Annotated in this window: 21 protein-coding genes; 9 read left to right on the top strand and 12 right to left on the bottom strand. The window is 49.8% G+C overall.

What is annotated here, in order from left to right; all coding sequences use genetic code 11:
* Positions 1–46 precede the first annotated feature (46 nt).
* Complete coding sequence (locus TPANIC_RS04275; protein ID WP_014505635.1) at positions 47–1987, bottom strand: YifB family Mg chelatase-like AAA ATPase; 1941 nt, start codon at positions 1985–1987, stop codon at positions 47–49.
* Between the two features lie 319 nt (positions 1988–2306).
* Between TPANIC_RS04275 and TPANIC_RS04285 the strand changes: the two genes are divergently transcribed.
* From TPANIC_RS04285 to TPANIC_RS04325, 9 genes are all read left to right on the top strand, one after another.
* Complete coding sequence (locus TPANIC_RS04285) at positions 2307–3167, top strand: flagellin N-terminal helical domain-containing protein (protein WP_010882311.1); 861 nt, start codon at positions 2307–2309, stop codon at positions 3165–3167.
* 14 nt (positions 3168–3181) lie between these two features.
* Positions 3182–3418, top strand: coding sequence for a hypothetical protein (locus TPANIC_RS04290; protein WP_010882312.1), 237 nt, complete (start codon positions 3182–3184; stop codon positions 3416–3418).
* Between the two features lie 27 nt (positions 3419–3445).
* Positions 3446–4303, top strand: a complete 858-nt coding sequence (locus TPANIC_RS04295; protein ID WP_010882313.1) for a flagellin N-terminal helical domain-containing protein — start codon at positions 3446–3448, stop codon at positions 4301–4303.
* A 297-nt stretch (positions 4304–4600) separates the two neighbouring features.
* Positions 4601–6769, top strand: coding sequence for a flagellar filament capping protein FliD (fliD, locus tag TPANIC_RS04300; RefSeq protein WP_010882315.1), 2169 nt, complete (start codon positions 4601–4603; stop codon positions 6767–6769).
* 11 nt (positions 6770–6780) lie between these two features.
* Entirely contained in the window at positions 6781–7383 is a 603-nt protein-coding gene (locus tag TPANIC_RS04305) for a hypothetical protein (RefSeq protein ID WP_010882316.1), read from the top strand.
* Complete coding sequence (locus TPANIC_RS04310; protein WP_010882317.1) at positions 7380–7655, top strand: hypothetical protein; 276 nt, start codon at positions 7380–7382, stop codon at positions 7653–7655. The genes TPANIC_RS04305 and TPANIC_RS04310 overlap by 4 nt, the downstream gene beginning before the upstream one ends.
* Positions 7656–7694: 39 nt before the next feature.
* Positions 7695–8102: a tRNA (adenosine(37)-N6)-threonylcarbamoyltransferase complex ATPase subunit type 1 TsaE gene (gene tsaE, locus TPANIC_RS04315; RefSeq protein ID WP_010882318.1), complete on the top strand. Its 408-nt coding sequence runs from the start codon at positions 7695–7697 to the stop codon at positions 8100–8102.
* 46 nt (positions 8103–8148) lie between these two features.
* Positions 8149–8814: a tRNA (adenosine(37)-N6)-threonylcarbamoyltransferase complex dimerization subunit type 1 TsaB gene (gene tsaB, locus TPANIC_RS04320; protein ID WP_010882319.1), complete on the top strand. Its 666-nt coding sequence runs from the start codon at positions 8149–8151 to the stop codon at positions 8812–8814.
* Positions 8815–8818: 4 nt separating this feature from the next.
* Positions 8819–9916 carry an HD-GYP domain-containing protein gene (locus TPANIC_RS04325; protein WP_010882320.1) on the top strand — a complete coding sequence of 366 codons (1098 nt, stop codon included), beginning with the start codon at positions 8819–8821 and terminating at the stop codon, positions 9914–9916.
* A gap of 12 nt (positions 9917–9928) precedes the next feature.
* Here TPANIC_RS04325 and TPANIC_RS04330 read toward each other — a convergent pair whose 3' ends face one another.
* From TPANIC_RS04330 to TPANIC_RS04380, 11 genes are all read right to left on the bottom strand, one after another.
* On the bottom strand, positions 9929–10879 hold the full coding sequence (locus tag TPANIC_RS04330) for a DUF4340 domain-containing protein (RefSeq protein ID WP_010882321.1): 951 nt from the start codon (positions 10877–10879) through the stop codon (positions 9929–9931).
* Positions 10880–10884: 5 nt separating this feature from the next.
* Positions 10885–12366, bottom strand: a complete 1482-nt coding sequence (locus tag TPANIC_RS04335; RefSeq protein WP_010882322.1) for a GldG family protein — start codon at positions 12364–12366, stop codon at positions 10885–10887.
* Positions 12363–13100 (bottom strand): ABC transporter permease, encoded by a 738-nt coding sequence (locus tag TPANIC_RS04340; protein WP_237249912.1) that lies wholly within the window; start codon positions 13098–13100, stop codon positions 12363–12365. The genes TPANIC_RS04335 and TPANIC_RS04340 overlap by 4 nt, the downstream gene beginning before the upstream one ends.
* Complete coding sequence (locus tag TPANIC_RS04345) at positions 13078–13884, bottom strand: ABC transporter ATP-binding protein (protein WP_010882324.1); 807 nt, start codon at positions 13882–13884, stop codon at positions 13078–13080. Before TPANIC_RS04345 ends, TPANIC_RS04340 begins: the two co-directional genes overlap by 23 nt.
* Positions 13885–13962: 78 nt before the next feature.
* A complete protein-coding gene (locus tag TPANIC_RS04350) occupies positions 13963–15414 on the bottom strand; it encodes a HEAT repeat domain-containing protein (protein ID WP_014505642.1) in 1452 nt (483 codons plus the stop codon).
* Between the two features lie 16 nt (positions 15415–15430).
* The gene (locus tag TPANIC_RS04355) at positions 15431–16549 is read right to left on the bottom strand and encodes an LptF/LptG family permease (protein ID WP_013945460.1); all 1119 of its coding nucleotides are present in this window, start codon (positions 16547–16549) and stop codon (positions 15431–15433) included.
* Positions 16546–17643, bottom strand: a complete 1098-nt coding sequence (locus tag TPANIC_RS04360; protein WP_014342629.1) for an LptF/LptG family permease — start codon at positions 17641–17643, stop codon at positions 16546–16548. Before TPANIC_RS04360 ends, TPANIC_RS04355 begins: the two co-directional genes overlap by 4 nt.
* 20 nt (positions 17644–17663) lie before the next feature.
* Positions 17664–18104, bottom strand: a complete 441-nt coding sequence (dut, locus tag TPANIC_RS04365) for a dUTP diphosphatase (RefSeq protein ID WP_010882328.1) — start codon at positions 18102–18104, stop codon at positions 17664–17666.
* Positions 18101–20209: a polyribonucleotide nucleotidyltransferase gene (pnp, locus tag TPANIC_RS04370; protein ID WP_010882329.1), complete on the bottom strand. Its 2109-nt coding sequence runs from the start codon at positions 20207–20209 to the stop codon at positions 18101–18103. The genes dut and pnp overlap by 4 nt, the downstream gene beginning before the upstream one ends.
* A 147-nt stretch (positions 20210–20356) precedes the next feature.
* Positions 20357–20626: a 30S ribosomal protein S15 gene (gene rpsO / locus TPANIC_RS04375; RefSeq protein WP_010882330.1), complete on the bottom strand. Its 270-nt coding sequence runs from the start codon at positions 20624–20626 to the stop codon at positions 20357–20359.
* Between the two features lie 15 nt (positions 20627–20641).
* Positions 20642–21469 (bottom strand): FAD synthetase family protein, encoded by an 828-nt coding sequence (locus TPANIC_RS04380; RefSeq protein WP_010882331.1) that lies wholly within the window; start codon positions 21467–21469, stop codon positions 20642–20644.
* Position 21470 lies beyond the last annotated feature (1 nt).

The following is a 21470-nucleotide window of genomic DNA, read 5'->3' on the forward strand; positions in this document are numbered from 1 at the left end:
CAGTCCCTTCCCTTTCCCATACGCTGCGCCCCTACCAGTGCCCCGATTACGTCAGAGAATGGGGCAAAAGCGCACTCCACGTACGAAGGGCTACGGCCTCTTGCACGTGCGCCACCTGTAAGCGCGCAACACCTTCTATATCTGCAATTGTACGCGCTATTTTTAATACCGCATGTCCTCCGCGCCCCGATAGCTGCTCCTTTCCTACTGCACGATGGAACTCCCGCGCAGCATCATCTGTCAACATACACCAACGCTGCACATTCTCAGGAGAAAGACGCGCATTCCGGTATCGAATCCAATCTTCCACCGTTGATGACCGCCCGTTAATCGGCGCACATAGACAGCTCCCCTGCCGTTCCCACTGCGCTTCAAGTGCGCACGCAACCGTCTTGCGCAAGCGCGCGGTACAGCATGCCGGTTCGGACAGCAGCGTATGCGAAGCAGGCGGCAGCACCTCCACCCGCAAATCAACGCGATCTAAAAGAGGCGCAGTCAGCTTGCGCCAATACCGCTCCACCGCCTGAGGCGCACAGGTGCATACCTTGTGCTGCACCCCAAAATTCCCACATGCACACGGATTGACTGCCAAAAGCAACTGAAACCGTGCAGGATACGTGCTGCTTTTTCCTGCGCGACTGACTGTTATCTGCCCTGTCTCAAGCGGTGTGCGCAGCGTCTCTAATACCGGACGCTTAAATTGCGTCGCCTCATCTAAGAAGAGCACTCCCCCATGCGCAAGAGAAATTTCTCCCGGAAGACAGGTGCCTGCACCCCCAATTATTCCTTCTGCGCTCGCACTCGAGTGCGGCGTGCGACACGGCGGACGCCGCATGAGCGGGTCCTGCTCAGCACCCTTTGGGAGGAGGCCTGCAATACTGTGTACTCTTGTCACCTCAAGTGCCGTACGTGCATCCAAGTCTGGCAGAAGAAGCGCAAACCTACTCAACGAAAGCGTCTTGCCACACCCAGGCGCCCCGTACGCAATAAGATGATGTCCTCCAGCAGCTGCAATCTGTAGTGCCCGGATCAGTTTTCTCTGTCCCCGCACGTCTTCAAACCCACCGGTAACCCCCAACGCAGCGTGTGGCCAGTGCTGCACCGGGCGTTCTTGCCCTGTTCCCCCGGCAGAATCAGATGCGTCTCCCGTGGACCTGCCAACCGAAAATAGAAATGGCGATACACCCGGCGCTGTCCCCTCAGGGCGCGCGCCTGTCTCTCCCACCGCACCCGGACACCGCTTTGGGAACAACGCCATAATTGCCCCTGCATCCATACCCGCGTCCTGGTGCACAGACGCACCTGTATCTGCCGGAAGGTGCACGCGATGCGCGGTGTCTTCCACAGAAACCTGCTTCCCCTCCCACAAGAGAACTGAGTTTGACTGACCCCACCCAGGAGCGGACTGCTCATGCGGCGCATCCTGCGGTTCTACAGCTAGCTGCTGGCAGGCAACAAGAGCTGCACGAAGTTCTTGCACGGCAAAAACGCGCACTCCAGGCGTGATACGCGCTTCTGCCTCATTTTCCTTTGGCACGATGTAATCGTAAATGTGCGCGCTTAATCCTGCGGCAACTGCTGCAAGCGTGCCACGCACTGGCCGGATACGTCCTGAAAGCTCAAGCTCTCCGAGTACCATCACACGGCGAACCTCGCGTGCGCATCCGCGCGCACCACCTGTCAGTTCCGGCGTTTCCTCTGCAGAGCTCGCGTGTACCTGGGCGCGGAGCACTGCCAATGCGATGGGCAGGTCAAACGCACTCCCTTCCTTTTTCAGATCTGCAGGGCTCAGATTGATGAGAATGCGCTCCTGAGGAAAGGGAAGCGCTGCATTGCGGATAGCAGCGCGGATCCGCTCCTTCGCTTCTTTAACCGCAGACCCTGGCAGTCCCACAATATCCACTACCGGCAGTCCCCTCCGAAGATCCACTTCCACCTTTATGACCTCGCCTTCATATCCAAAGGCGGAAAAGCTCATAATCTGCACCGTTTACCTCCCATGCGATGCGCAGGACGCAGTGCGATACACGCGTGTACTGTGCATGGAGCTGGGCGCTACACCTGCCACCCTGCCTACGGTAGCCGCCGCATACCGCATACCCATAACGATAGCCGATCAACCTGCATAGCCAACGCACACCCGGACGTACCTACCAAGGAACGTAACAAAAAAGGCGAAAAAAACCTCAAGTCCTTTTCCGTTTTTCCGAAAATAGGATTGGCCCGTTTCTGCTCTCGTGCGGTGCACGGGCCCCTGCAGGGCACGGACGTCTTGCAGGAATGTCAGAGATTCCACGGAGGAATGCATGATTATCAATCACAACATGAGTGCGATGTTCGCGCAACGCACACTCGGGCACACCAATGTCCAGGTTGGAAAGGGCATCGAGAAGCTTTCATCCGGCTACCGCATCAACCGCGCAGGGGATGACGCTTCTGGTTTGGCTGTCTCAGAAAAAATGCGCAGCCAAATCCGCGGCCTCAACCAGGCATCCACCAATGCCTCAAACGGTGTGAACTTCATTCAGGTTACCGAAGCCTATCTGCAAGAAACCACCGACATCATGCAGCGTATCCGAGAGCTTGCAATTCAAGCGGCAAACGGCATCTACTCTGCTGAAGACCGCATGCAGATCCAGGTGGAAGTTTCGCAGCTTGTGGCAGAGGTAGACCGCATCGCTAGTTCTGCCCAGTTCAACGGCATGAACTTGCTCACGGGCCGCTTCTCCCGCACTGAAGGTGAGAACGTCATCGGTGGCTCCATGTGGTTTCACATCGGCGCTAACATGGACCAGCGCATGCGCGTGTACATCGGCACTATGACTGCGGTGGCGCTGGGCGTACGAAACGGCGTGGATGAGTCAATCATGTCCATTGAGACTGCAGACTCGGCCAACAAGAGCATCGGCACCATCGATGCTGCTTTGAAGAGAATCAACAAGCAGCGTGCGGATCTCGGAGGCTACCAGAACCGTATGGAGTACACAGTTGTCGGTCTTGACATCGCTGCGGAGAACCTGCAGGCAGCTGAGTCTCGCATCAGGGACGCAAACATCGCAAAGCAAATGGTTGAATACACTAAGAATCAGGTGCTCACCCAGTCTGGCACTGCAATGCTTGCGCAGGCGAACACCAGCGCGCAGTCGATTCTCTCAATTCTCCGGTAAGCCGGCTACGCCGCGTGCGCTCTTGTCCAAAAAGGGCAAGAGGAGTACACTGGGCCACAGGGGCTGCCCTGTGGTGCCCTTCTAGAATGATCTTTGAAAAGATTTCTCCCTTGCAGGCCTTCGTGTGGGCGGTTCTGAGGCTTTTTCTAAAAAGCTTCAGAACCGTTTTCCGTGGCGCGGTGCGTGCAGGGTGCGGCGTGCTCGCCTGCGTCCGTGCATACGGTTTTCCACCCTATGGATCAAAGGAATAGAGGTGGAAGGACTTCAGGGAGGGTCATATGATTATCAATCACAACATGAGTGCGATGTTCGCGCAACGCCAGGGAGGCATCAACGGACTTGCAATTGCTAAGAACATTGAAAAGCTTTCGTCTGGCTACCGCATTAACCGTGCAGGAGATGATGCTTCTGGTTTGGCTGTCTCAGAAAAAATGCGTAGCCAAATCCGCGGCCTCAACCAGGCAGGGCAAAATATCCAAAACGGTATATCCTTCATTCAGGCTACCGAAGGATACTTGGCGGAGACAACTGAAATCGTCCAGCGCCTGAGGGAGCTTGCAATCCAGGCGGCAAACGGCATCTACTCCGCCGAGGATCGCATGCAGATCCAGGTGGAAGTTTCACAGCTTGTCGACGAGGTAGACCGAATCGCAAGCCAGGCCCAGTTTAACGGCATGAACTTGCTCACGGGCCGCTTCTCCCGCGAGTCTGCCCTTGGGCCCATGCAGCTGCACGTCGGTGCGAACATGGACCAGAATGAGAAAATATTCATTAACACCATGACGGCAAGTGCTCTGGGCTTTTTCTCCGATGAAGGGACAGACGGCAGTCGTTCCATCAGCATTGCGACCGTCGACGGGGCGAACAAGGTCATCGGTACGCTTGATAGCGCGCTCAAGGAGATTAACAAGCAACGTGCGGATTTGGGTGCCTACCAGAATCGATTTGAAACCGCGTATCAGGGAATCGCTATCGCGGCGGAAAATCTGCAGGCAGCCGAGTCTCGCATCAGGGACGCGGACCTTGCGCAGCAGATGGTCGATTACACGAAGAACCAGATTCTCGAGCAGTCGACTATGGCAATGCTCGCTCAAGCAAATACACAGCCACAGGCAGTGCTCCGCTTGATGCAGTAAGCGCATATCGCGACGGTATATTTTTAAACGTTCAGCGTCTTCATTAGAGAGTTTCGGATGTCATCTCTTGTGAACGCCCATGAGGGAAAGAGGAGCCGCATGCCTCTTTCCCTTTTCTTTTCTCTTTATCTTTCTGTCATCACACCCTGCGGTTGCCATTACGGCGTAAACGCTGGGGATGTACTTTGTATTTGTTAAGTTTGCGTATCTGTAAGCCGACAAGCCGCGCGTGGGGTTTTTTTGAAGGGAACTCGGCTGGAGTCTTGATCCACTCTCCGCAGCTTTCGAGGAGTCATTGTGTCTGATGTCCGCATCCCCGGAGTAGGGGCCGGTAAGTACGATAACCTCATCCAGTCGCTTATGAAAAAGGAGCGCATTCCTCGGGACAACGCTGCGGCAAAGGTGAAGGTTTACGAGGTTCAGAACAACGCGCTCAAGGACGTGGAGCGGTATGCGCGCGATTTGCGTGACGCCGTCAAAGGACTCTATTCCTTCAACAACCCTTTCGCAGAGAAGGAAGCTCATTCTAGCAACGAGCGTGCGTTCACCGTCGATGCTACTCGAGACGCTGCCGAGCAGAATCATACACTGCGCGTCAAAGACATCGCACAAGGGGATGCGTTTCTCTCAGACCCCCTCCCTGAGGATTTTCGCGTTCCCAGCGGGACGTATACGTTCTGTATTGGAGAAAAAAAAATATGCGTGTCGTGGAAAGGCGGGCACTATCGTGATTTTATACGTGCCGTCAACAAGCAGGGCAAAGACTCACTCACCCTCTCAGAGATAAAAACGAGCGGTGCGAGCCGTGCGCTCCTGTTTCGCTCAGAATTAACGGGAAAGAGCAGTCGTCTTTCCTTTGAAGACGCTGCGCTGGACCTTGCACTGCGCCTGCGCGTCGTGCAGGAAGCACGTTCTGACGTTTTTACACAGGATGTACTCAGTGTTGGACCTGGAAAACACGCGCGTTTGGATTTTCCCCACCCTCTGCGCGCGCAGGCAGGGCTTACGCTGGAGTTTGTCGCGTCTCTGGAAGGGGCATCTATTGCAAACGAAGAGTCGCGTGCGCACACGCCCGCACAGGGAGGCGCTCCCACGTCTTCCCACGGAAATACGGCGTCCGCTGCACATAATCAGGACGGAGCAGCTGCTGTGCGCCCTACTGAACCGGCAAACGGCGCTCCTGTACAGGAAGAAACCAGTTCAGTGTTCTTTGAGGGGGTCACAGTAAAGAACGAGGCTTCCCAGGGAGATCTGCCTACCACGGACGGCTTGGAAAAATACCCAGCTGTCGACGACAAAGGAGACAATCCGCGCGCACCTGGAGAGTCGCAGGGCACGGCCACCCACGAAGGTTCAGGGTCGTCCACAGACAACGCGGATGACACACGCTCAACTGGTGCCTTGGCAGGATCGGGTAAGCTTGCACTTGAGTCTCTGCAGGGCCACGCGCTTCCTTTACCACCGCTGGTGCTTACACAGAACGCACCGCAGATGGTATCCATTCCTTTGCGCGAGTACGGGGATGTTCGCGCGCTCATACTGGATAACGCGCAGGCGCGAGGCGCACTGACACTGCGCGCTATCCGTGTGCGTGCCGAGGATGCACCAGGTGGTTATGTCCCCGTGAACCCTGCCTCTCAAGCACAGGATGCAGCGTTTGATTTCGATGGGGTGCACGTTACGCGCGGAACTAATTCTATCACCGACCTTATCCCCGGCGTTACGCTTTCGCTGCACGAACGTACAGAAAAAACCGAAACGCTCTCTGTCACCCCCGACGTGAACGCCATGAAGAACGCTATTATAGAATTCGTTGCTAAGTACAATCGACTCATGGCAGAAATTAACATTGTCACCAGTAACAAGTCAGCCATTATCGACGAGCTTGCGTATCTTACCCCCGAGGAGAAAAAGAAAGAGACAGAACAACTCGGCAGCCTCCACGGGGATTCCACGCTTCTTATGCTGAAAGACAGACTGAGACGCAATACCAGCAATGCGTACCGCGCCGGCGATGACGGTGCATCGCGGACACTTGCACACATCGGCATTTCCACAAAAGCGCACGCTTCGTCTGGCATTAACACGGCACAGCTACGCGGTTATCTTGAAATTGATGAAGAAAAATTACATTCCAGTTTGAACGCACAAAAGGATCAGGTGCGTGCTCTTTTTGGGCACGATTCAGATGGTGACCTCCTTGTGGACAATGGCGTTGCATTCACCCTAACAGAACTGCTCAACCCTTATTTGGGACGATCGGGTATTTTTGCCATACGGTCAAACGGCGTTGACGAGCGTATTAAATCGACAGAAAAACGCGTAGAAACGTACGACAAGCAACTGGAAAAGAAGGAACGGGAGCTGCGACACAAGTATCACACCATGGATGGCGCGCTTCGTTCTCTACAAAAGCAGTCTGACGCAATTCAGAACTTCAACCAGTCTGTTCGCAACAGGAATTAGTGGGAGTCTTAATGGACATTACGATTAACGGACATACACTGCAGTATGTCATTGAACATGAAAAAACTATTGGGGAGGTTCTAGGCGCGATAGAAGCTGCGTGTAAAAAAGAAAAACAAACGGTATCGGCGGTGACGGTCAATGGTAGGGAACTGTCTGCTAATGAATTGGATACACTTTTTTGCCAATCCTTGGATACCGACGTCACCCTTAATCTTACCACTCTTTCAGGGGGAGACGTGCGTGCACTCTTGCGTGAGATTAGTACCACTCTCCTTGCACGCACAGCTGCGTTACAAGAAATCGCAGTAAACATGCATAGCGGTAATCTTGCAGAGAGCTACGCTATGGTCAGTGACTTTTCTGCTCTCTTGAAAAGTCTTTATCACTGCTTTACTCTCTCGGACATCGCTGATTTGGATCATGGCCTGAGAATTAAGGGAAAAGCCCTGCACGATTACCAGCGCGAGATTTCTCCCCTGCTTAAGGGCTTACTAGAAGCAATGGAAGAAGGGGACAGCGTTGCTGTCGGTGATATTGCGGAGTACGAGTTGGCACCGGTTGTTCGGGATTTAAGTGACGGTATCTTGCATATGGACATGGGTGTACAATGAAGTTTGACGGACTGATTCGCAATCTCGACCACATTACGCGAAAGGATACGTATCTCTACTACCGGGAGGAGTTTTCTGCTGTTGCATGTTACTCTCTCTTCGGTCGAATTCATTCAGGAAGGGTTGAGTTTTCGGTAGAGACCACTCCCGTTGGGGAAAAGAGCGTGCAGGTAAAATTAGTTGATGCAATTGATTATCCGCTCTTACCGCTTGTACAAGCACTCAAGCGTGTAGTGAGACTGTTGATCGAGAAGAATCAGTTGCCGCGTTAGATCTTGTCCAGTTTTTTTAAAAACGGTAGACTCGCCGCGGTGAGGTGCGTCAGTCGCTCAGCGCAGGATACTGCGCGGTGGGGCACGGTAGTCGGAAGGCTGCTTGAGGAAGGTTCCGTAGTAGTCTTGCAGGGGGCGTTAGCGGCAGGGAAAACCTGTTTTGTAAAGGGGCTCGCTCTGGGACTCGGTATCCAAGAGGAGATTACGAGTCCTACCTTCACACTGCTGGCAGTCTACCACGGCAGGCTGACGCTCTATCATATGGACGTGTACCGGCTCGCTTCCCTGGAAGACTTCTTTGATATCGGTGCGCAGGAGTGCGTATACGGCACGGGAGTCTGTGTCATTGAATGGGGAGAACGGGTCGCGTCAGAACTGCCGGAGTACACTGTTACCATCTCGTTGCGTGTGCTCGCAGATGGTAACCGAGAGATTACCGTAGCGTAGCGCAGAGTGCTTCCTGTCTTGCAAAAAGGCAAAGAGGGCGGGGTGTATGAATATACTTGCCATCAACACCGTTGCGCATGCCCTCAACGTTGCAGCTGAAGGAGCACAAGGCACCGCTGTTGTGAGCATCGAAGGTGCGCATTGTTGCATACAGCAACAGCTCGTGCGTGCGCTTGACGTTGTCGTAAAACGCGCAGGATTTCCTGTACAGGAAACACAAATCGTTGCCTGTCCTCGGGGGCCTGGTTCATTTACCGGCTTGCGTACCGGTTTTGCAGTTGCAAAAGCCCTACAGCTGGGTGTCGGAGCCCGTTTTATTGCCGTGCCTACGCTGCGCCTTGCGGCACATCCGTTCCGCGCGTTCACAGGACGGGTGTTGTCCATACTAGATGCAAAACGTGGTCGTTTTTTTTGGAACTGCTTTAAGTCAGGAGAGCCGCTCTTTGAAGACTCTCACAACCACGCACAAGAAATCGTAAAAAAAGTGGACACACGGGTTCCATGCCTGGTGTGCGGCACGGGAACAGCACTTTTTAAAAGTGTAATGGAAAGCCAGGACAACACGGTTCCTTTCATGTACGTAGAAACTGACGCTCATGAAGGAGCAAAGACACTCCTTGCTTTGGTAAAAGTGCTCAATCACAGCGCCGCCACTCCGGGGGAGCGCGGAGCGCCGCAGTACACAACACGAACTTACGCAAAAGGAAGCTAATACTATGGGCAATTCAGATATCTGTTCTGACATTAATGATATCGAAGAACTTCAATCTGAAGAAGGTGATGCACCTATACGAGAAAATGCCAATCCAATCAGAGAGGATTACAATTTTATACGTGAACAAAACCCCATTCTCGGCTCAGGACTTGATCTTATCGGAAGTGCAAAACTGCCCATGCTCTTTTTAGACAGCAATCTGCTGATTGAATATATCAGCGCCGAAGCGAATTCTCTTTTTAGAGGTTATTACCATCTGGAGAGAAAGCCGTTCTTTAATGTGTTTGGGAATATCCTCAGCCGTAAGGAACTTGAAGACTTTTTCTCTTGTGTCCGATCTCACTCTAAAGGATTTACCTGGAGAGGCACGATGGCCCATAAAATTCGTGCAAAAAGAGCGCTATACACGCGCACAAGTTTTATCCCGCTTTCCATCAGCGACGCCCAACCTTCTGGATATATCGTTCTTTTCGAAGACATTTCAGATATGTACTCGCAGCAGATCAGTAATATGCTGAGTAGTTTGCTACAAGCGTCAAAGCTTAAAGACAATGAAACAGGGTTGCACTGCGAGCGCGTTAATCACTATTGCAGACTCATTGCAGAATACCTGTATGACATCAACTTATACCCCCAAGTCGATACGGACTTTGTAGAGAATATCGCCTTTCTTGCAGCTATGCACGACGTGGGGAAAATTGGTATTCCCGACTACGTTTTGAAAAAACGTGGTGGATTAAACGAATTAGAGTGGGAGCTCATGAAGGAGCATACTATCAACGGTGCGCTCATTCTTTCTTCTTACCCTGACCCTATGGCGAAGGAAATAGCGCTCAGTCATCACGAGCGCTGGGACGGCACAGGATACCCCTTCAAATTGGAAGGAGAGATGATACCGCTTTCTGCACGTATTACGAGCATCGCCGATGTATATGATGCATTGCGTATGGAACGCTCTTACAAAAAGGGATTTTCTCATGAACAAACTACACACATGATTTTAGAACAGTCTGGACAAAGCTTTGACCCCATTTTGGCACGTGTATTTCAGAAAATACATACAAAGTTCAACGACGTGTGGGACACGCTACAGGACTGAGCATCCTCAATCCTAGTCAGAGATAAGGTTTTCTTCGGTGTCAAATTGCTGCAAGGAGCTCATACCAGTTTCTGTCTGCATGCGGGAAATGAGAGCAAACAGGTACCGTGCGGTGTAAGCGCTCAGGGTGTATGCGTGCACGCTCTGTGCATCCCACAGAGTCCACTCCTGGTGAGCAGCAGGCTGAAGACGAAACCGTATAATCTTTCCGTCTCCCCGGTGAATGACAATTGATTCTTTCCATTGAGTCGGTGTAGGTCCAACATCAACATAAGAGAAACGTGCGAAAAACTGCTCGACCTCTTTAAACACTACAGACGTCCGACTCCTCACGATGTATTTCCCTGAAACTTCCATCATTTGTATCTGCGATTGTGTGAAGAGTTCATGGAACTGCCGCGTATCACACCAAAACCGCTTTTCATCTCTGAAAAAAGGGGTAAAATCATCCTCTGTCAAAAAAACAGCTGCGTTATCTCCAATTCGAATATAACGCCCAAGTCCTGTACCGTTCAACGCACCAAAGTATATGTCGCCTATAGCAGCGCCATTTTTTTTTGTAAACTTCATCTGCACTGCAGGTTGTTTTCCGAGAGCATAGTCTGAGAAAAAACGAGTATTATTTGTAATAAATTCAAAACGTCTTTTAGTAAAAAGATATTGAAATAATCGTTCTAATACTTCCTGTTTTGCAGGATGTATCGCATGCGCCAGTTGTATAAACCATTGCCTATCCTTTTTCACCCAGCGCAGTTCACGAGATGCATTACGTTCCTCCCTTGGAAAACGGAGAATGACTTCCGTTATATCCGCCCGTTCTCTAGGGTGGAGACAAAATCCATAAAAGTAACGCCTCTTTTTTACTCCCCCATACCTCATCACCGCAATACAAAAGCAAAACAAAATCACTGAGGTTAAACATACCCACCGTGTTACGCTGCTACGCGAATCCACAGATCGCATAACCCTCACCGTTTTCTCCGATAAAGAATCTGCATCACCACAAACAGCATTCCTATAAGCACAGGGATAGCTACGATATTCAGATAGCGCGCACGGTGCACAATGCGTGCGAACTTTTGTTCATCACGGAAAGATTTCAATGGAAGCCACGCGGGATTCTTGCTTTTCAGCATAAGTAAACCATCGTTACCACACAGCCACTGAATACAGTTTATCATGAAATCAAGATTTTCTCCGTTGTGCGTATGTTCCACAATTGCACTGACCATGTACTCATCGGACACTACCATGAGCTTTCCAGGGTAATCACGAAATGCAACAAATGCCTGGGGAGCGGGCATTTTACCTTTTGCAAGATCTTTCAGGTGATCAACAGAAGGATCAATATTAAAAGGCGCAGTCATACACAGAGAATGATTACTCGTAGACTCAAATACACGGGCAGGAAAAGAAACTCGTATTGACGAGGGCCAAAATAATCGAAGGAACTGAATTCCCGCTTGTACCATTACAGGTACTCCGTGCGTATACGGTTTCAAAGTAACAACTGGCCAGAACGGATAAGACACTCTATCGTATTGAGTTTCGTAAACTGAAGGTAACGATACAGCAAAACTTTGCTCGTCGAGAATGAGATCTGAGTTAATAGTAATTCCGTACGTGCTCAGGAGATTAATAAGAAAATCATGGCGCTTTTCCTCAACAGTCCATTGATCATTGAGTTGCACGCTATTTCCTGATACAAAGCACAATGCGTTTCCTCCCTTCTGCAAAAAAGCATCAAGTAAGGTTACGGCGTGTTCATCCACGTAGCCAGAACCTAAAATCAAAAGTGGAATACGGGTATCTAGCTGAGGCAAAGAAATAGAGAGAATCTCTGGGAGCAATCCTTCAGATTGCAAACGCGGTAATACATGGGCATATGTGGTACTTAAACTTTCTGGTGGAGCAAGAACATATATCCCACGGGACATCATATCTGCACTCATTTCCTGCTGCATCTGGATGATCAAACGCGCGATGTCATACTCCAGCCTTTTGGTGTCAGACACAAAGGGTACGGCACGAGCCATACCACGATATTCAACAAGTATTGCAGAATACGCATCGTACGCTATGCTGGCAGTGTTACGCGTATACGTAACGCGCCGAGCAACAAATCCAAGTTCTTTCCTCAAAGACTGAGAAAGGAGATTAATATCCTTCATCGCTACTGCACACTGCTTACTCAGCTGATGAGCGTACTCTTTAAGCAAATCTCTCACATATATGACGGTAGGAATGTACCTATCTACATCGGTGGAATAAAACCACGTTATTTCCACAGTACTTTCGACACTCTCAAAAAGCTTAATGGTGTGTGCCGAAAGGGAATATGCTCTCTGTGCTGTTAAATCACACCGGACAGGTGTACAGAACGTCACAAACACGCTCATCATTATATTCAGAATCATCACGGTACAGGGTATATGATGTTTTCTGCTCACCTAAAACGAACCCTTACAATCAAACACTGCAACTCGATACCCGCTATCGCTACAAAAATATAGAACGCGAAATCGCTTAAATCGAATATGCCACGAGCGGCAGATTCAAAATGATATACGAAAGAAACCCACGAAACACATGCCCTTATATATCTGTGTGATATGAACACTCGTGCGGGAATATGCACCAGCAATGCCATCACCGCAAGCGTAAAGTTCAAAACAAAACCCACTGCAGCGTAAGAAACGTAGCTGGCTACCGCACAAGACAGCGAAAGAAGAGCTGCACCAAAAAGAACAAGCGTCACGTATGCAAGAGCACAGGGTGCATAATCAAAATATCCCAGAGAAAAAATAGAAAGAGGGATAGCAGTACTGACAACAATCATCCCACCGTACACTGAAAGCAGCGATAGATACTTTGTCAAAACAATCGTTCGTTCTGCAATCGGAAAAGAAAAAAGCAGTGTATCGGTTCCTGACTTTCGCTCATGAGACCATACATGCATTGTCAGCAGCGGTATGATAATGCAGAAAAGAAGTGGTGCATTAAGAAAAAAACTTTGAAGCTCAGATATCCCCGCATTTAACCAAAAATTTACTCCAATGAACGGTATGGTCAGACCAAGGTGCAGTAGTACGTGACACACGTAAGTTACCGGTGAAGTGAGTAGAGAACGCAGCTCCTTTTTATACAAAGTAAAAAATTGTTTACACTGCATAGCACGCAGCATCCTGTGCACTCTGCCATTGCATATACTGCTCAAATACAAAAGCGATAAAGGTTCCTGTTTCAAGGTGCAATGCTACTGTTTGCTTTTTCTCAGGAAATTCTCGCACGATGCGCGCTGCTATTTGCGCTCTATTTCCTGAGAAAAGAACATGTCCTGCATGCAATAAGACAAACACGTCGCACAACGCTTCGATCTCCTGCACCGCGTGCGTAGAAAACACCACAGCAAGATTATTGTTTTGCGCAACAATCTCTTTATGGAATTCCTTCAGATATACAATATCCAAACCAGAAAGAGGCTCATCTAAGACAAGGAGTTTGGGACGGTGTACCAATGCCTGCGCAAGCCCAACCCTCTGTTTATATCCTTTAGAAAGATTGCGCACACGTCTGTGTGCAACAGACTGCAACTGGAATAATTCTATCATTTCAGCGGTGCGTGCCTCCCCATCGGCAAGTTGAAATATGCGGGCAACAAAAAGAATATGTTGCTCAACCGTCATATCTGCGTATAGCGGATTCTGCTCATGCAGAACACCAATATGACGCCGATACCCTACCGGGTAGCGTGATAAAGAACAATGACACGCATACACTTCCCCCGAAGACGGATGAATCAACCCACCAATCACGCGAAGTACAGTGCTTTTCCCTGCACCGTTCAACCCCAATATCCCGCACACCTGTCCCCTTTCAACACAAAAGGTTACGTCTTCACACCCACGTACCGGATGGCGCCTGGAGCCATAATGTTTCGTTAAACTGGTTACACGAAGTACTTCCATATTCACCGTCAAAAAAGAATTCAAGACAGCAGACACACCACTGCAGTTAATACACAGATTTTTATAGAAAACACATCCTCACGATTCTTTTTTTTGACGTGCTAAAATTTGCCTTGCCTTTGCTTGTAGAGCTCCAAACTTATTATCCCCCGCTATTTTTTCTATGTGCTCAGAAAGAGCTGAATACTGATTTGTTTGATACATATCAAGTCCAATACCCACGGTTAACACATCCTTTGATGCGAGGTAAGCAGCTGCTATTGTCTGTCCCAACTCAGTACGTGTCTTTGCAAATGCTTTCCCCAGGGCGTACCTCAACTGTTTTTTCGTATCGTTGAGAACAACATCAAGCATTACCTTCTCGATATGCTGATACAAAGCACTGATGGTATATTGCATCCCTGCTGCAGCAACGCGTGCACGCAGTGTGTCGCTTTTTTTCTCATCCAGGAGGACATCACGTAGCCAATCATTTCCTTCCCCAAGATTATATTTAGCAACAAGATCAACAGCCTTATGTAACACCGCATCAACGGGATCAGACTGTGCCCGGTACAAAACATACGGGAAATACGACGCACACAACACCCGTTCTGCAACTGCTAATGCCTCTAGTCTTGCTCTGTAATGTGTATCCCTAAAACCTTCAATGACAATATTACGCGCTTCATCTGTATCGAGCAAACCTGCTCCTTTAATCGAGGCTATTCTCAGAATAGGATCTGACTCCTCAGATAACACGGATAATATTTCCACCGCATCGGAACGTCCAATACCTGCCAGTCCTACAGCAGCAGAAGCTCGAACGACACTATTTTCCTCCGAGCTCATTACCACCAGTTTAAAAAAATCAAAAGCATGCTCAGCATGCAACTGCTCAAGAGCTGCCATAACGTTTTGTTTCCTGATCAACGTCTTTTTATCGTCATCGAAATGAATATTCTCATAATACCTCACTAAAAATTCGGAATCTTCCGTACTCCCCATGTTTCCAAGTGCGACAATGCATTCATCAGCATACTGAGACACTTCACTGCTCAACACTTCCCTTAATAAAGGAGTCAACTCTCTCGCCTCAAGACCTGAGATGTATCGTATCGCTGACTTAACTACCATCGGATTATGTTCCGTTACCTGTTGCAATACATCCACCGCAACAGACTGCGCACAATCATTTTTCTGAAACAAGAAAAAATCAAACAACAACGCCTTTAATTCAGAACTTTTTGTGCGTCCGCACAACATACACAACGTTTCGTTTAATGAGGCGTTATTTTCCTTCTTTAACTCTTCTATCAAGGAGATAATATCAGAAACTAATCCATACTTGATGGTATTCATCCTTTTCTTTAGAAGAACCGTTTTCTCATCAGTGATATCTATATGACGCTCCTGTTCTTGCACGTGCTGCGTTCCCGTTTCCTTAGCAAACATGGGGACACCCCTCCCTAAGAAAAGGATTGCTACATGCACGCTACAGTAGTGCACGAAAAGACTGCTCCCTTTCACCCCATTTCCCCTCCGTTCCATTCTATATCTCTCTATTTTAAAGACAGACGGACTGTCTGAGCGAAGATGCACGATACTGTCTTTCCTGCATGAATCCAGCACACCACACGTAAAAGATCAAAAACAAAAACGTCAAGACGGGAAAAAACACTCCCCAAAATGGAGAAAAATATTCTTCCCTCGCACAGACGATACTCGTCATTTCAACAACATAGTATGCGCTTGCAAGGACTACACTACAAAAGATGTACATGATGAGCGATCTCTTTTTTAGAAAAGAACCTGTCAAAAAGGACAAACAGAGCATAATGCACATCGTAAGAGGAAAATAAAATTTCTTGTAGAATCGGATTGACAACTCTCTATGAGGCTTTGACGCATATTTTAACGTATGAAGCGTCTCTTTTATTTTCTGGATGGACATACCTTTTGTTAAAAAATCCTGATGATCAAATAATTCAAGCGGTTCTCTCAACTCGAAAGAATCAAGATATTCAGAAACCATAAGTTTCATTTCATGAGTGATAGTATATACAACCGGTTTTATAAGAACCCACCTGTCTTTCTGCCAATGTGCAGTGTGTGCTTCGATAAGCTTCTGAATAGTACCGTTACTATTTTTCATAATAACTAACATATCAACGAGCACCTTTTGTCCTCTGTGATACGCACCCGCAATGGAGATTATCTTACCATCAAAAGAAGAAGCAACAACGTCATTTTCACTATTCCCCTGAGCATAGCTCACAGTACGTGCAATGATTTCATCCTTTTTTGACTGAGAAACAACTACCACACTATTGTCAAATGCAAATATTCCAATTGCTAAGAAACACATAAAACCAAACCACGGGCCTACGATACTAAAAAAAGATAACCCACCGAAATGGATGGCAAGAAATTCATTTTGGACATACAAGATTCGCACAGTATACGTTGCAGCAAAAAGCACAGACAAAGGACAGCACAGCAGTACATAATGTGGGATAGATACATACCATATCTTCACCAAAGAAGAAAAACGATACCCATTCGAAATAAACTGCGTAAGATTAACCAGAATATCAATAGCATCGAGAATCATACTCGCACACACGAGCACTAGAAAAAAAATTGGTAAGAACATGTCCAACATATACACCTGCAGTATTTTCATACTGCAGATTTTCTCATTGACAAAATCAATGCAGTAAAAAACAATGCGGCGTTTGGAATCCACAGTGCAAGGGAAGGAACAATACTAAGCCTCAACGCAAGTTCTTGTCCTCCGATAGAGATAATCCAATACCCTAGTACAACAATAAGCCCTCCTACAAATCCTTTCCCCTGGGAAGAAATATTGCTAAGTGTACTCAAACCAAAAGACAAAAAAATAAAAAGCACTACGCTTATCGGGTGAGAAAATTTTTTTTGGAATTCCAATTGGTACGTCGCGATATGTCTCGGGTTTTCCTTTGCTTTTATTTTTTCCTGTATCTCCCGGTATAAACTACAGGTCGAAAAGCCACCCGGCCCCAATCCCATAAAATACTCTGGTTGTGTTTGCTGCGTATGCACGTGATAGTCAGCTCTTCCACCGTAAATGAGATCGCAAATACGGGGGCGGGTGCGATATACAATGAGCATACAAGGATCATGCATTCGTATCGTAAACGGTACAGTTTGATCTGCGCTCGATTCGAGTACGGACTTTCTACTACTCACAACCTTCAAACTACGGGAATCGCTTTTGTCGACAATTAAAAGTTGATACATAACGGAGTGAAATACTTCACCAACCGACAGTATAACCCCATTGTGTTTTCTAGTTGTGTGAGATTCAAATCCCAAGGATGGCACGGAACTGAGTACGCGCCAATACACCTGCCTTAATCGTATAAAGCTTGCAGGTACCACCACGTCGCTAAAAACAAATACAAAAAGCGCACTGCACAAACCAATCGACAAAAGAGGGAATATCAAAAACCGCGGCGAAACGCCCAGCACTTGCAGCGCAAGCAGTTCAAGGTTGTTACGCAGCCGCCCCAACCCCAAGAGGGAACCGACCAACACGGCAAAAGGAGTAACGTAAATCAACGCAGCGGGAATGGAATACAGCAACAGCCGGACCACGTCCGCAGCGCTCACGTGCTTGGTAAGTAATGTCTGCGCAAAAAGCAGTACGTTGTTCACAAAAAAAACCAAGAAAAAGCACAGCACGCCCACCAGGATGTGTTTGAACACTACCTCGCACACGTACACAAAAAGCACTCTTCTCCACATCTAGGTAACTACAGAACCCCTGTGGATCCGTACCCTCCTTTTCCCCGTTCAGTCAGCGAGATACTACCGGAGCGCACATATTCAACACGGAGCACAGAAGAAATCACCGCCTGCGCGATACGATCTCCATGGGAGACTACGAAAGCAGCTAGCCCAAGGTTGACAAGCAACACGCGTATTTCCCCCCGGTAGTCAGCGTCTATCGTTCCCGGGGAATTTAAAACCGTCACTCCGTATTCGAGTGCTAACCCAGAGCGGGGACGAATTTGCATCTCCAACCCCACAGGAAGCTCCACACAAACACCCGTGGGGACGAGAACCCGGCCCAGGGGATGAACCTCAAGCGGTCCTCCGGGAAGAAAGGCCCGCAAATCGGCTCCACTTGAGCCTAACGTCTGGTACTCGGGAAAAGAAGCTCCCGGATACACGACAGCTCGCACACGGATCATTTCGTCGTGTCCAGACCTCCAGACTTCCCCTCAAGAGCATCGATATAGGAAAGATTCAAACGACCCATCCTGTCGATATCAATCAACTTCACACATATCCGCTGACCCTCTTGCAGCACATCGCTGACTTTGGACACGCGGCTGCGCGACAGCTTTGAAACGTGGCAGAGTCCTTCCTTCCCTGGAAAGATCTCCACAAAAGCACCGAACTCTACGATTCGTTTCACTACACCCTGATACACCCTCCCTACCCGAGGATCTTCAGTAAGGCCCACCACGGCGACCTTTGCGTCGAAAACGGACTGCGCATCCCTTCCGGAGACGGTTACGGTACCGTCACTATCAGTGTTGATAGTCACCCGATACTGGTCAGAAAGCGACTTAACGGTTTTCCCCCCAGGACCGATGAGCGCGCCGATTTTTTCAACCGCTATTTTAAAACTCTCAATATGCGGCGCATAGCGAGAAATGTGCACGCTCGGTGCGCTGATTGTCTGATTCATGACAGAAAGAATATGGAGCCTACCTACACGAGCTTGCTGCAAAGCCTCCTTCATCAGAGACGCAGACACCGCCTCTACCTTCACATCCATCTGAAAACCGGTAATGCCGTCACACGTACCTGCTACCTTGAAATCCATATCACCGAGATGGTCCTCCTCACCCAAAATATCCGAAAGAATCGCATATCGCACGCCATCGGTGATGAGCCCCATCGCGATTCCCGCAACAGGCTTTTTGATTGGGACCCCTGCATGGAGAAGAGAAAGCGTCCCTGAGCACACAGTCGCCATGGAGGAAGATCCATTCGACTCCAAAATTTCTGAAACCACACGCACGGTGTAAGGAAACTGTTCTGGATCCGGAATGACTGCCGAGAGGGAACGATGCGCTAGACACCCGTGCCCAATCTCCCTCCGACCAACCCCCATTCTCCCTATTTCCCCCACTGAAAAAGGAGGAAAATTATAGTGAAGGATAAAATTCTCCCGTCTATCCCCTTCGATGTCGTCGTACACTTGCCCGTCCGACATAGCACCGAGCGTGACCACCGCGAGCGATTGAGTCTCCCCCCGGGTAAACACCGCAGACCCATGCGGACGCGGCAACACCCCGACCTCACAGGCGATGGGCCGAATGGCATCAATGGCACGGCCATCGATGCGCAAACCCCTGTCAAGAATGTTCAGCCGTAGTATCTCATACTCCATCTCGTGGAACAACGCGTCGAACAACCTGCGCTGCACATCGTTCTCAAGCTGAGCAGCATACTGCTGTGCAACATCACGCTTCACCGCGTCGCAGGCACTGCGCCGCTCACCCTTCCCCTGTGCATACAAAGCCTGCGCAAGACGCGGATAGGCGAGCTCATAAATACGATCGCGACCTACAAGCTGCGCAGAAGAAGGGATAACCGTCTGTTTCTCCTTGCCACACAGTCCACGCAGACGCTCCTGCATATCGCAAAGGGCTTTAATATGCTCTTGTGCCTGTTCGAGCGCGCCGAGCATGAGGTCCTCGGACACCTCTCGCGCACCACCTTCCACCATGGTAATGCCCTGCCTAGTGCCTGCAACGACAACCTCCATACTGGCGGCATCAATCTGAGAAAAGGTAGGATTAATAACATAGGAACCGTTCAGATATGCAACGCGGACTGCAGCAACCGGTCCATGGAAGGGGATATCCGAAAGAGTAACGGCAGCTGAACTGGCAACAATAGCCAAGACGTCATGAGGATGGACCATATCCGACGATATGCACGTAGGGACAACGTGTATATCACGTCCAAACTCCTTTTCAAAGAGCGGCCGCATCGGACGATCAATGAGGCGCGAAATGAGAATCTCTCTGTCTTTCGGACGGCCTTCACGCTTGATGAAGCCGCCAGGCATCTTCCCCACCGCATAATACTTTTCGTTGAAGTCAACAGTGAGCGGGACATAGTCGAGCCCTTCCTGTCGCTGAGCAGAGGAGCATACGGTCGCGAGAATCGCCGTACCTTCACACTGTAAATACACGGACCCGTTCGCTTGCCGCGCCAGATACCCACTTTCAAGGAGAAGGGGGTGGTCCCCAATAGTGCCGGTTATGCTGTGTTTCATACGTTTCCTAAGAACAGAATGTATCGCAGGCCGCACCAAGCCCTGGCACAGCCACCTGCGAAGCTAGACAAAGAAAGCAGAACGGACAACCGTCCTATGCACAACCCCTCGGCGGCACGCACTGCGAAACTTCCCCATGCAAAGCCCCTACTTCCTCAAACCGAGGCTTTTGACAAGCGAACGATACGCCCCCATACTCACGCGCCGGGAATATCTCAACAGGCGACGACGACGCCCCACCAGAACGAGCAACCCCCGGTTGCTACTTTTGTCCTTCGGATGAACCTTACAGTGGTCAGTCAACTGCCTAATCCTCTCAGTGAGAAGAGCGATCTGCACACTCGAAGATCCTGTATCCTTTTCTCCTGAGCCGTACTGCTGCACTACCGAAGCAGTACGTTCCTTTGTCAGTGCCATTCTCCTTCTCCTTTCCTACTCGAACTCGATAGAGTCAAGCGCCTCCCGCCCATGCGACAGCGCCTCGGTACCGAGCCTCAGCTGCACGAGAGAGGAACCCACACTAAGCTGCGCACGCAGACCCACCCCACTCCCCTGTACAAGGCGTACCGCATACTCGCCCTCAGGTGGAAGCGTCTGACTCACACGCCCACGCTCGGCGCACAACGTGCGGGCACACCCCCCGCTCTGCTGCCAGGGAATTACCTCCCCGTCAAGCGAAAACGCACGCCCCAGCAGACGCCGCGCGCTCTCAAAGTCTGCGCAGCGCACCGCACGGCGTACCGCGCTCGAACTCACCCGAACTCCCTCGAGAGTGTAGTGACCCACCGCGTCGCAGACAAAGCTATGCGCATCACCAAGCCGACGCAGCTCACGGACCCCGGTGTCCAGCCCATGTCCACACCGAAAGTCGACACCAACTGCGAGGTAGCACACCCTCACTGCACGCAACAGGGTGTTGAAGAAGACACCACCCGGGATTCTAGCAAAATCCTTGGAAAAGTCAATGAGCACGACGAAATCAAAGCCGCGCGCACGAAAATAACGGAGTCGCAAACGCAGCGTTGACAGATCCCCCTCGTAAGAAGAGGTTTTGTGCTTCCTGGGAGGATGAGTAAAGGTGATCAGCCCGGTGCACCGCGCCCGATCGGCCACAGGAGCGCACGCAGCGGCAAACACCTTATCGAAGAGAAAAGCATGTCCCCGGTGAGGACCGTCAAACCCCCCCACCGATATTGCTGCTCCCCGATCACACGCTATACATGCACCCTCCTGCAACTGAGACCAACGAAAAATGCGCACG

Origin of the sequence: Treponema pallidum subsp. pallidum str. Nichols, from assembly GCF_000410535.2 — a bacterium.
Lineage (GTDB): Bacteria > Spirochaetota > Spirochaetia > Treponematales > Treponemataceae > Treponema > Treponema pallidum.